The sequence below is a fragment of the Allobosea sp. genome, assembly GCF_030695125.1.
Lineage (GTDB): Bacteria > Pseudomonadota > Alphaproteobacteria > Rhizobiales > Beijerinckiaceae > Allobosea.
Genome location: NZ_JAUYTP010000013.1, coordinates 15,766 through 27,533, shown reverse-complemented (window position 1 = coordinate 27,533; position 11,768 = coordinate 15,766). Strand labels below are relative to the sequence as shown.

The window sequence follows — 11,768 nt, the reverse complement described above, 5'->3', positions numbered from 1 at the left end:
GTCTGCGTGCTGAGTTGCGCCGAGCGTGGTCGAGGAGAAGTTGACCCAGGAGCCGTCATCGAGTCTGACCGAGACTAGCATCATGTGCCGGTAGGCATCGGCGTCGCCCGAATTGAGCGCGCCGTCGTCGGCAAAACCGAGCCGGAAGGATTCTGCAGCGAGGTCGGGAACAAGCTCCTTCAGCTTGGCCTCCATCGCCGCCGTACGCTCGGTGGTGGGCGCGGTGCCGAGAACCAGGCTGACCTTGCTCCAGTGGACCTCGAGGCTCGCGCTCGTCAGATCATGCGCGGCGCGGTCCCGCTCCGGCTCCTGCGGGATGCCAGCGATGGCGCGCTTGATCGAGACGATGCGCTCGGCCAGCCCCCGATCTCGCTGCGCGCTTGCCAGGCTCTCGACGCCGACGCGATAGGCCCAGTAGCCGACGAGTTGAAAGGCCAGCAGCGCCGCGACCAAGATAAGGATGGCGCGGCCCGCCACGGTGTCCGGGAACCCTTTATGGAGCATGTGACTCATGCCTGCTGTCCCTCAAGCGCCTGAACAGCCGGCGTGAACATGTAACCGGCGCCGCGGATCGTCTTGATCAGTTGGCCGCCATGGGCGTCAGCCTCCAGCTTGCGCCGCAAGCGGCTGATCTGAACATCGATCGCCCGATCGAACGGATCGCTGTTTCTGGTCTTGGCGAACTGCATCAAGGCCTCGCGCGACAATACCCGATTGGCGTGCTCGATAAAGGCGACCATCAGGTCGAACTCGCCGGTGGATAGATCGACCAGCGTGCCCGATGGCGAGGTCAGTTCGCGCCGGCGTAGGTCCATCCGCCACCCGTCGAAGACGACGCACTCGCTGGCGCGGCCGTCGCCTGCTCTACGCATGGTGCGCGAACGTCTAAGCACCGCTCTGACTCGCGCCAGAAGCTCCCGCGGGCTGAACGGCTTGGTGACATAGTCGTCGGCGCCGGCTTCCAGTCCAATGACGCGGTCGCTTTCCTCGCTGCGCGCCGTCAGCATGACGATCGGCACCTGTGACGTCGCGCGCACATCGCCGCACAAATCGAAGCCGGACCGTCCCGGCAGCATCAGGTCGAGAATGATGAGATCGATGTCCGCCTGCCTCAACACTTCCAGCATGGCGCGTCCGTCAGGCGCACCCGTCACCTTGTAGCCGTGGCGCTGCAGGAAGCGGGCGACCAGCACGCGAATCTGCGGGTCGTCATCGACCACGAGCACATGGCCGTGGTCGTCAGCTACGGGTGTGGTCGGGATGTTTGTCACGGGCATCTTTCGAACGGCGTAGGTTGGCATGTCGTACCGAACGGTCGGCCGGCTAACGACAATATAGCGCTGTATCGCGGGCTGGGCGCGATCAGCTTTGATACAATTTGTAACGGACAGAACCCTCCCGCCGTTGCTACCAAACTGCATCGAGGCTCTGGGGTCGAACGAATCACGATGGCAGTAAAATTTGCTTTCACCACTATTTCAGCGCTCGCGCTGGGTGCCTGCTCAGTCGCTCCCGTGCCGGTCCATCTAGCTCGCCCGGCCGATCCAAGCGCGCGCGTTCCTGCGGTCGCATATCAGAGCGTCACCGCCGGTGTCGTCTCGATGCGCCCGGCCGAGCCGAAGAACTGGCGCGAGCTGAATCGTAGAGTAGGGCCTCAGCAGTGACTGTAATGACTCGCGCCTTCCAATCGTCTCAGCCGATCTCGCAGAGTTCCATCCGCCGCGTCTCATTGCTTGCCGGCGTCGCCTTTCTACTCGGCGGCTGCGCCTCCTTCTCTGCCGATGGCGGCGTTGGCACGGTCCAGGCCATCGCCTACACGGAGCTGAACAAGGACGTCGTCAAGATCACGGACGATGGAGTCGCCGGCAGCGCCAAAGCGCGGGTTGATCAGCTTCTCAAGAAGCCGCTCACGGCTGACAGCGCCGTCCAGATTGCGCTCCTGAACAATCGCGGACTGCAGGCGGCGTTTAACGAGCTCGGCATCGCCGAGGCGCAGATGGTGATCGCCAGCCTGCCGCCGAACCCCCGGTTTGCGATCTCGTCGCGCACGGGAACACTGTCGCTCGAAATCGAACGGCAGATCGTCGGCAGCATTTTCGCGCTGGCGACTTTGCCGGCTCGCGCGGACGCGGCGCGGGATCGCTTTCAATCGGCCCAACTGCGCGCGGCTGAGGCCGTCCTGAAGCTCGCGGCCGATACCCGGCGGCAATATTTCCGCGCAGTTGCCGCTAACGCTCAGGCCGCCTTCTATCTGGAGGCCAAGGCCTCGACAGACGCTGCGACGCAATTGTTCAAGCGTCTGGGCGAATCAGGAGGCATCAACAAACTCGACCAGGCCCGCGAGTTCGCCTTCGACGCCGAACTCGGCGCCCAGCTTGCGCAGGCCCGTCAGCAACAGCGCCAAGAACGTGAGCGACTGGTGCGCCTGCTAGGCATCTGGGGCGACGACCTTAAATTTAGGTTGCCGGGTTCGCTGCCGCCGCTTCCGCGCCTGCCGAGCATCAAAGCTGTGGAGGCTGAGGCGCTGCGCAAGCGAATTGATATCCAGATCGCGCGCGGCGATCTGAACCTTCTCGCGAAGACGCTGGGCCTGACGCAGGCGACCCGCTTCGTCAACGACATCGACCTTCTCGGCCGGCGCACCTATGATCGGAAGCTGACCGTTCTGCCCGATGGCGACGTCGAGCGTGAGGCCACGCGCACCCGTACTGTCGAGCTTGAGATTGAGATTCCGATCTATGATTTCGGGCAGTCTAAGGTCGCTCTGGCAGAGCAGACTTATATGCAGGCGGCGAATCGCCTGGCGGAGAAGGCGGTCAATGTCCGCTCAGAGGCCCGCGAGGCCTATGTCGGCTATCGCGGCGCCCATGACATCGCCCGGCAGTACCTCAACAACGTGCTGCCGCTTCGCAAGATCATTCAGGACGAGGCTCAACTGCAGTATAACGGCATGCTGATCGACGTGACCCAGCTCATCGTCGATGCGCGCGGCCGCATTCTTTCCAACCTCGCCGCGATCAACGCGCGCCGCGACGTCTGGATCGCCTATACCGACTTCAAGCACGCGCTCATCGGCGGCGGCTCGGGCAGGGGCGGCGGAGGCGCCGTCGTCGCAGCGGCCGGCGGCGGCGGCGATGCGCCAGCCCATTGAACCGATCAGGAGCAAGATGACATGAATGATCTGTCACGCAGGGGTTTCATCGGCTCGTCAGGCCTCGTGATCGCGGGCGCAGCGGCCGTGTCAGGCCGCACCGCATTCGCCGCCGTGCCCGAAGCGCCGACCATGGCGAGCGCGGCCACGCAGGCCCCGCTCGTGCCGACCAGCGGCCCCGACTACCAGCCGGTCGCGACGCTGAACGGCTGGACCCTGCCTTGGCGCATGAACGGCGACTGGAAGGAATTCCATCTCGTCGCCGAGCCGGTCGAGCGCGAGATCGCGCCGGGCATGATCGCCTATCTCTGGGGCTACAACGGCCAGTCGCCCGGCCCGACGATCGAGGCCGTCGAGGGGGACAGGGTCCGCATCTACGTGACCAACAAGCTGCCGGAGAACACGACGATCCACTGGCATGGCCAACGCCTCCCCAACGGCATGGACGGCGTTGGTGGGCTGAACCAGCCGCACATCCCCTCGGGCAAGACCTTCGTCTACGAGTTCCAGCTCCGGCGCTCGGGCACCTACATGTACCATCCCCATTCCGACGAGATGGTGCAGATGGCGATGGGGATGATGGGCATGTTCATCGTCCACCCGAAGGACCCCGCCTTTCGCCGGGTCGATCGCGACTTCGTCTTCCTGCTCAACGCCTTCGATATCGTGCCGGGCAGCTACGTGCCCAAGGTCAACACCATGCTCGATTTCAACATGTGGTGCTGGAACAGCCGCGCCTTTCCCGGCATCGACCCGTTCGTGGTGGGCCTAAACGACAAGGTCCGGATCAGGTTCGGCAATCTCACGATGACCAACCACCCGATCCACATGCACGGCTACGAATTCAAGGTCTCCTGCACGGATGGTGGCTGGGTCGATCCCGCCACCGCTTGGGACGAGGTCTCTATCGACGTCGCGGTCGGCCAGATGCGCGCCTTTGACTTCGTGGCCGACGAGCCCGGCGACTGGGCGATCCATTGTCACAAGTCGCATCACACGATGAACGCCATGGGCCATTCGGTGAAGACCTATATCGGCGTCACCAAGAAGGATCTTGTCAGCCGCATCCGCAAGGCTGCGCCCGGCTACATGCCGATGGGCTCGAACGGGATGGGCGAAATGGGCTCTATGGAGATGGAACTGCCCAAAAATACCCTGCCGATGATGACGGGGTATTCCCAGTTCGGTCCCGTCGAGATGGGCGGCATGTTCTCGGTGGTGAAGGTGCGCGAGGGCCTGGCCAAGAACGATTACAAGGACCCCGGCCACTACAAGAACCCCGAGGGTACGGTCGCCTACGAGTACAAGGGACAGAAGCTCGCAGAGGCGCCGCGCGTCGAGGGGCCGAAGCCTAATCCTGAACTAGCCACATGGCAGGTGAAAGACCCGCGCAAGCCGCGCCTCGGTGCCGATGGCAAGCCGTTACCCGGCGCCAAGGCCGGCGGCGCTCATTCCAACCACTGAACGATCCATCGAACTGCGGAGAAAGCGATGACGAAACTGGTTTCACTGAAACTCGCGAGCCTCGCGCTCGCCCTGTCGGCCGGCGCGGCGCTGGCTGGGCCGGGAGCGGCCGGCCACCATGATGGCGAGGTCGCCTATGGCAAGCCCGGCGACCCCAAGAAGCCGGCGCGCCTGGTCCAGGTCTCGATGGGCGAAAAAGACGGGAAGATGCATTTCATCCCGAACCGGATCGAGATCCGTCGCGGCGAACAGGTCAAGTTCCAGCTTCGCAACAATGGCGAGATGGACCACGAACTCGTGCTGGCGACGCTTGAGGAGAACCTCAAGCACGCCATCGAAATGCAGAAGAACCCAGACATGGAGCATGACGACCCGAACGCCAAGCGCCTCGCGCCGAAGAAGACCGGCGAGATCGTCTGGGCCTTCACCAAGGCCGGCCAGTTCGACTTCTCCTGCCTGATCCCCGGCCACCGCGAAGCCGGAATGACCGGCACGATCATTGTCAAATAGGCGCAAGCCCGACCAAGGAGCATTCCATGTTGAAGATCACCTCCATCATCGCCTTCACCGCGCTCGCGCTGCCTGCCGTCGCGCAGCAGGTCAACGGCACCGTGAAGAAGGTCGACGAAGCGCAAGGCAAGCTGACCATTGACCACGGCCCGATCAAGAACCTCGACATGGACGCCATGTCGATGGTCTTCCGCGCCGGCGACCCGGCGATGCTGAAGGGCCTGAAATCGGGCGACAAGATCAAGTTCGATGCCGACCGGGTTAATGGTCAGATCACCGTAACGAAGCTGCAGAGGACCAAGTAAGCGCTAATCGCGCGCTGATAGACATCCAAGCCGCGGCAGTGCTGATGCCGCGGCGATGATATCCGTGAGTAGAAGCAAGGCCTGCAGCGCGCGTTGACATGGGGTCCTTGAGTCTCGATCGCCCTCGCTACTTGCGCGTCTCAGCACAAAATGGTTGGCGCAAAACCCAGGACTTGGGGAGGACTATTGACGCTTTCCTTGCTGATCATAGCTTTGATGTCAATCGCTCCGACCGTGTCGCAAGCTGACAATGGGGATCTGCAGCGCGCGTTGCTCGACGCGGCATGCGCGAACGCGAAAGTCACCCGTCTTTCGGGGGTCGGAAAAAAGCGAAGTCTACAAGGCTCACTGCTTGGAACTTCGCATAAGCGCATCAAGATGGTCTACATAGCCGGGCGGTGCATTGCTGACCGTCCACCTGCCAATCAAGCTGACGCAGAAGAACAGCACTGAAATGCAGTAGCACACGAGTGGTCAGATTCTGTCAAGTACCGGAACTTATCTAACTGCTACATCGAGTTTGGCACGAAATGTACGCTAATTTCGATACTATTTTGACCACCGCAAGAGTGTAGGGATTGAGAGTACCCATCTCGTCATCGGGCACGGCCTCGATCGTGGCGCCGGTCCGGCGCGCCATCTGGAGGATTCCGAGTTAGTTTGCGGCGTACTCGGCGCGAGCGGTCAGGATCCGGTCGTCAGGCAGGAAGCGCTGACACAGAACGTCATTTGCCACGCGACGGTCGCGTTTTCCGTAAGCGCGATCTCGTCACCGCCAGCATTGATCAGCCTGGCGACGGATGCATAGACGCCCGAGACAACGTCGGCCCTCATATCAGCGGCCTCGTGCCCGCCCCGCATCGCTTCAAGATCGAGGTGATCCTTCATGACCGCGATGACCGGCGCTGCCATGAGGCTAGCGCCGGCGTTGTTGAGATGGATGCGATGAGCGGTGCCAGGTGTGTCCGCGCGCAAGCTGGCGATATCCAGTCCGTCGATCTGATCCACGTGTCGATCGCCTTGCCGGTCAATGCCGGCTGCTGAACGTGTCGGCTTCGTCGCATGTGCAGTCGGCATGGGTTTTCGCCTTGCCGTGCTTTTTCTCATAAGGCGGCTGGCGGGCGTCGGGAAGCGCGAGATCGGCCAAGATCGGACATTCGGGCCGGTCGTCGCCGTGGCAGGTCTGGGCCAGGTGCCGGAGCGTCCGTGACATGGCCTGAAGCTCGCCGATCTTGGTCTCGAGATCGCGGACATGCTTCATCGCGAACGTCTTCACGTCGGCGCTGGCCCGGCTCTTGTCGCGCCACAGCGCCAGAAGTTCGCGGGCCTCCTCGATCGAGAAGCCCAGCGTGCGGGCCCGCTTGATGAAGCGAAGCTCGTGGATCTCTTCGGCCGTGTAGACCCGGTACCCAGCCTTGGTGCGGATTGGCGGCTCGATCAGCCCGATGCTCTCGTAGTAGCGGATCATTTTCGCGGTCACGCCCGATGCCGTCGCCGCTTGGCCGATGTTCATGTCGATAGCTCCTGGTTCTGCAACGGATTCATTCGGCGGGCGCGAGCTGCGCCGGGCGGGAGGGCTCCGGTTCGACCCGGGCCCGCCGGCCGAAGCGCTTCAGCCGCAGCGCATTCGCCAGCACGCTGACGCTGGAGAGCGCCATGGCGAGGCCGGCGAACATCGGCGACATCAGCACGCCGAACGCTGGGTACAGCGCGCCGGCCGCGACGGGGATGAGCACGACGTTGTATCCGAAGGCCCAGACGAGGTTCTGGCGGATGTTGGCGATCGTAGCTTGCGACAGCGCGATGGCTGTGGCGACGCCGGAGAGATCGCCGGACATGAGCACGACGTCGGCGCTTTCGATCGCAATGTCCGTGCCGGTGCCGATCGCGATGCCGACATCGGCCTGCGCCAGCGCCGGCGCATCGTTGATCCCGTCACCGACGAAGGCGACCTTGACGCCGCCGACCTGCAGCGACTTGACCACCTCGGCCTTGCCGGCGGGCAGCACCTCGGCCACGACCTCGTCGATGCCGAGCCGGGCCGCGATCGCCTTGGCCGTGCGTTTGTTGTCGCCGGTGATCATGACGACGCGCAGGCCGAGGCCATGCAGCGCGGCGATGGCGGCGGGCGTCGTCCACTTCACGGGGTCGGCGACCGCGATGATGGCCGCGAGCTTCCCGTCGACCGCAGCAAAGAGCGGCGTCTTGCCGGCGTCGCCGAGTTCCGCGGCCTGCGTGGCGAAGGCCGAGAGATCGAGCCCAAGACGGCGCATCAAACGATCGGCACCGACCTCGACGCGACGGCCATCGACACGCGCTGCGACCCCGAATCCGGGCTCGCTGGAGAAGTCCGTCGGCTCGGCCAGCATCAGTCCGCGCTGCTGCGCACCGGCGACGATCGCCTCGGCCACGGGATGCTCCGAGAGAGTTTCCACCGAGCCCACGAGGCGCAGCACCTCGTCCTCCGCGAACCCGTCCGTCACGGCGATGTCGGTCATTTCCGGCCGGCCCTTCGTCAGCGTGCCCGTCTTGTCGAGCGCGATGACCCTTGAGTCCTTTAGGCTTTGCAGCGCCTGCCCCTGCCGAAACAGGATGCCGAGCTCCGCGCCCTTGCCGGTGCCGACCATGATCGAGGTCGGCGTCGCCAGCCCCATCGCACAGGGGCAGGCGATGATCAGCACGGCGACGGCATTGACGAGCGCGAAGGACAGCGCTGGGCTCGGGCCGAAGATCAGCCAGATCGCGAAGGTGAGCAGCGAAAGCCCGATCACGGCGGGCACGAACCACATCGTCACCCTGTCCACGACTGCCTGGATCGGCAGCTTCGAGCCCTGCGCCGCCTCGACGGTCGCGACGATCTGCGCGAGCAAAGTATCGGCCCCGACCTTGCGAGCGGTGAAGCGGAACGAGCCCGTGCCGTTGACCGTCCCGCCGGTGACGGCAGAGCCAGCCTGCTTGCGGGCCGGGATCGGCTCGCCGGTGATCATCGCCTCGTCGACGTAGGACGATCCGGAGACGACCTCGCCATCGACGGGGATGCGTTCGCCCGGCCGCACGATGACGACGTCGCCGACTATCACCGTCTCGATAGCCACGTCGGCCTCGCTGCCATCGCGCAGCACGCGCGCTGTCTTGGCCTGGAGCGACATCAGCCGGCGGATCGCCTCGCTCGTCGAACCCTTGGCGCGCGCCTCGATCAAGCGCCCGATCAGGATCAAGGTCACGATCACCGCGCTCGCCTCGAAATAGGTGTATTCGGTCCCGTACGGTAGCAGGCCGGGCATGAAGGTCGCGACGCTCGAATAGAGGAACGCCGCGGTCGTGCCGAGCGCCACGAGCGAGTTCATGTCCGGCGCGCCACGCAGCAACGCCGGCCACCCTTTCCTGATGAAGCGCTGGCCGGGAACCGCCATCACGAAGCCGGCGAGCAGGAACGACAGCACTTTGATGTTGAACTCGCCGACCCGGCCGGCAAGAAAATGGTGCAGCGTCTCGGACATGTGCATCCCCATCTCGAAGACGAGTAGCGGCAGGGTCGCGACGGTCGCGGTCAAGACATCCCGGCGCAATCCCGACAACTCGGCCTCGCGCGCCTGACGTTCGCGGTCGGAGGTGTCCACCGTGTCCCTGACCTGTTCGGCGTCGTAACCAGCGGCGGAGACCGCCTTGACGAGAGCAGGTGTCAGTTCTGGACCGCCCAGCACGCGCACAGAAGCTCGTCCGGTCGCCAGATTGACGGCCGCATCGAGGACGCCAGGCGCTGCCTTGAGCGCGCGCTCGACCCGTCCGACGCACGAGGCGCAGGTCATGCCTGAGATACTCAGAACGACAATGGTCTCCCTCGGCTCATAGCCCGCCTTCCGGATTGCCAAATCGATAGCCGCCGTATCGACCTTCCCAGAGGTGAAGGCGACATGCGCCCGCTGCGTCGCCAGGTTCACCGAGACGCTGTCGACGCCCTCCACCGCCGCGATCGCTTTCTCGACGCGACCGACGCATGACGCGCAGGTCATGCCTTCGACGGGAACGTCGAAATGTGTGAGGGGCGGGGTTGTGCTTCTGGCCATCGTTGCAGTCGACATGAGGTCTCTCCGAGCTGTGATGGCACGGGATATGGAGCTTCCCATAATGGTAAGGTCAAGCGCAATTTCAGGCTTTGGCGACAATTTTACCGAGCTGCAAAAAAGCCAAAAAGCGTATTGACCTTACCACTGTGGAAAGCCGCAGCCTCCTTTTCACCCGCACTCAACAGGAGGCTCCAGCCATGTGCTCGTGCCAGCAGCATTCCAATTCCGCATCCGAAACCCTCGCGACCCCATCGCCGGATGGACTCAATTTCCGCGTCGAAGACATGACCTGCGGGCACTGCGCCGACATGATCAAGAAGGCGATCGAGACGACCCTGCCTGGAACTACCGTCGACGCCGATCCGGCGTCCAAACGCGTAAACGTGACGGGCTTCGGAGACTATGCCGCGATCAAGGCGATCGTGATCGGCGCGGGCTACACGCCAAGCGCCGCGCCCGTCGCAGCCTGAGCGAGATCGTGGGGTAGAAAGCGGCAGGAGGTCGTCATCGTCTAACCTACGGCAAGCCCGGTCGCCCCGCAACAGAGGGGATTGTCATGAAGAACATCATTCTGGCCGCGCTTGCTCTTGCAGGCGCGGCCGCCGTCCCTGCGCAAGCTGCCGAGCGCGACATCACTAAGGCCATTAGGGCCCGGGGGCCAACTGCTCTTCAGCGTCTCAACAGGCGTCTCGACACTGGACAACCAGGACAATTGAAGGAGGGCGGTTCAAGCTGACCCCGTATCAGCGCGACGAGGCCGTTCGGTGCCACGATGCCGGCGAGGAGTCGACAACCGAAAATCGCGAGGAGCTACCGTGTTTCGCACTCGACGATTTAGAGGCTGAAGCTTTGACTTAGCGAAATAATCGATTTTATTTCGACCGATATCCAGCGCCTATACTCGAGCGGGCTTCCAATGCAGGCTATCTATTGGCTGATTATGCATCGAGTGCCTATTCGGATGAACCGGGGCTATTGAGTAATGAAGCGTTTTGGCCGCGAACTTTCCGCCAAGACCTCGATATCACTGCTGTACCGGGCGGCCATCCAGAACGCGAAGGACGGGATGATAATCCATTGGAAGACGGGCGAGAGACCCACCTTGAAGCCAAGGATCGTCACGACAGGCATCAAATCGGAATAGGCCCAGGACTGCCGGATGATGATATTCAGCCACTCGCTGAAGATCGTATAGCCGACACCCAGAAGCATCGTAAGACCTGCCACATGGAAGAAGCGGCGACCGGGCCACTGCGAATCTCCGACCAGGATCAGGGCCATTACCAGTGAGCTGGTCGCAATAAGCAGGTCTCCGCCGGTACAATGCACGACCGCAAAGGTCTGCTCGCGCATTGAGCCGGTAGTCCAGATCGTGTAAAGCGGAAGATGAGCGGCTTCCCATAGCAAGTTGCCCACAGCGATGATCGCCAGATAAATCCGGACAGCCGACAGCCAGGCCTTGGTGCGGTTGACGTTCGACTCCGCCCCGTCCGGCGGCTCGCTTGCGTTTAGAACCACGAACAAAGCTCCAAAACATCGACGATGCCGCGCAGCCTCTTGCCGAGCGATCCGATGATATACTGTTCTATCGTCGATGACCAAAGAATAGGTATTTCACGAGGGCAGCCAAACCAAGCACCAGAACGACAACGATGAGGAGGGCGACGCTCCCCATCACCCACATCATCGGGCCGTGCCCCGCCATCATTCCCATACCATCCATCATTGGTCGTCTCCTATTCTTGGCCCCCGCCAATCCAGATTTCGGCAGAATTTCTGGAGGTCCAGCCGGCTGATTTCGCAGCGGTTTGCGGTTCGCTGCCGTCCGCGCGCTGCGTGACCGTTACAATCAAGGTCGACAGGTAACCGACGAGCCCGCAGATTTTCGTTTTCGGCGCCGTTCAACGTATGCGTCTTGCTTCTGGGATCGGGGTGATTTCGTTGATGATCCAGCGGCCGTTCTTGTCAGGCGCAAGAGAGAAATAGACACGGGCTCCCGGCGTGAGTTGGTTCAGATCGACCTCTGGGGTGGCTTCAAACTCCATCAACATCGGTGGCCAATTGATATCCGGCATCGGCTCGTGACTCAGGTTGATCGTGCGCCGACTGATGTCGATGGAATAGATCGTCCCTAACGCCGCCGGCGATTCTGGTTCGAGCTGCTCCTGCGCTGCCACGCCAGGCAAGCTTTCGACCGTCAGCAGGAGCATGATCGCGGCCGCGCCACGGATGACGGCACGTGACATCGGCTTGGACATCGTGAGCATGGCA

The 11,768-nt window shown here is 62.9% G+C and carries 13 protein-coding genes; 5 read left to right on the top strand and 8 right to left on the bottom strand.

Going from position 1 to position 11,768, the window contains the following annotated elements; translation table 11 throughout:
• Positions 1-513 (bottom strand): hypothetical protein (locus Q8S38_RS03425; RefSeq protein WP_305679024.1); only part of this gene is annotated, 513 nt, incomplete at its 3' end.
• Positions 510-1,271, bottom strand: coding sequence for a response regulator (locus tag Q8S38_RS03420; RefSeq protein ID WP_305679023.1), 762 nt, complete (start codon positions 1,269-1,271; stop codon positions 510-512). The genes Q8S38_RS03420 and Q8S38_RS03425, both read right to left, overlap by 4 nt.
• 458 nt (positions 1,272-1,729) lie before the next feature.
• Here Q8S38_RS03420 and Q8S38_RS03415 point away from each other — a divergent pair, with 458 nt between their 5' ends.
• Genes Q8S38_RS03415 through Q8S38_RS03400 form a run of 4 tightly spaced genes read left to right on the top strand, consistent with a single transcriptional unit; the run spans position 1,730 to position 5,430 of the window.
• Positions 1,730-3,151, top strand: coding sequence for a TolC family protein (locus tag Q8S38_RS03415; protein ID WP_371125821.1), 1,422 nt, complete (start codon positions 1,730-1,732; stop codon positions 3,149-3,151).
• 21 nt (positions 3,152-3,172) lie between these two features.
• A complete protein-coding gene (locus Q8S38_RS03410) occupies positions 3,173-4,615 on the top strand; it encodes a multicopper oxidase family protein (RefSeq protein WP_305679021.1) in 1,443 nt (480 codons plus the stop codon).
• 27 nt (positions 4,616-4,642) lie between these two features.
• Entirely contained in the window at positions 4,643-5,125 is a 483-nt protein-coding gene (locus Q8S38_RS03405; protein WP_305679020.1) for a cupredoxin domain-containing protein, read from the top strand.
• Between the two features lie 26 nt (positions 5,126-5,151).
• Positions 5,152-5,430 (top strand): copper-binding protein, encoded by a 279-nt coding sequence (locus tag Q8S38_RS03400; protein ID WP_305679019.1) that lies wholly within the window; start codon positions 5,152-5,154, stop codon positions 5,428-5,430.
• Positions 5,431-6,114: 684 nt separating this feature from the next.
• On the opposite strand, the gene Q8S38_RS03395 is transcribed toward Q8S38_RS03400, so the two are convergent.
• Genes Q8S38_RS03395 through Q8S38_RS03385 form a run of 3 tightly spaced genes read right to left on the bottom strand, consistent with a single transcriptional unit; the run spans position 6,115 to position 9,512 of the window.
• Complete coding sequence (locus tag Q8S38_RS03395; protein ID WP_305679018.1) at positions 6,115-6,438, bottom strand: aminotransferase class V-fold PLP-dependent enzyme; 324 nt, start codon at positions 6,436-6,438, stop codon at positions 6,115-6,117.
• Between the two features lie 19 nt (positions 6,439-6,457).
• Complete coding sequence (cueR, locus tag Q8S38_RS03390; protein WP_305679017.1) at positions 6,458-6,943, bottom strand: Cu(I)-responsive transcriptional regulator; 486 nt, start codon at positions 6,941-6,943, stop codon at positions 6,458-6,460.
• 28 nt (positions 6,944-6,971) lie between these two features.
• Positions 6,972-9,512, bottom strand: a complete 2,541-nt coding sequence (locus tag Q8S38_RS03385; RefSeq protein ID WP_305679016.1) for a heavy metal translocating P-type ATPase — start codon at positions 9,510-9,512, stop codon at positions 6,972-6,974.
• Positions 9,513-9,643: 131 nt separating this feature from the next.
• On the opposite strand from Q8S38_RS03385, the gene Q8S38_RS03380 reads away from it, so the two are divergent.
• Complete coding sequence (locus Q8S38_RS03380; RefSeq protein WP_305679015.1) at positions 9,644-9,967, top strand: heavy-metal-associated domain-containing protein; 324 nt, start codon at positions 9,644-9,646, stop codon at positions 9,965-9,967.
• A gap of 502 nt (positions 9,968-10,469) precedes the next feature.
• Here the strand turns inward: Q8S38_RS03380 and Q8S38_RS03375 are convergent.
• From Q8S38_RS03375 to Q8S38_RS03365, 3 genes are all read right to left on the bottom strand, one after another.
• Positions 10,470-11,015: a hypothetical protein gene (locus tag Q8S38_RS03375; protein WP_305679014.1), complete on the bottom strand. Its 546-nt coding sequence runs from the start codon at positions 11,013-11,015 to the stop codon at positions 10,470-10,472.
• Positions 11,016-11,082: 67 nt separating this feature from the next.
• Positions 11,083-11,223 (bottom strand): hypothetical protein, encoded by a 141-nt coding sequence (locus tag Q8S38_RS03370; protein ID WP_305679026.1) that lies wholly within the window; start codon positions 11,221-11,223, stop codon positions 11,083-11,085.
• 175 nt (positions 11,224-11,398) lie between these two features.
• Positions 11,399-11,764, bottom strand: a complete 366-nt coding sequence (locus tag Q8S38_RS03365; protein ID WP_305679013.1) for a copper-binding protein — start codon at positions 11,762-11,764, stop codon at positions 11,399-11,401.
• Between the last annotated feature and the right edge of the window lie 4 nt (positions 11,765-11,768).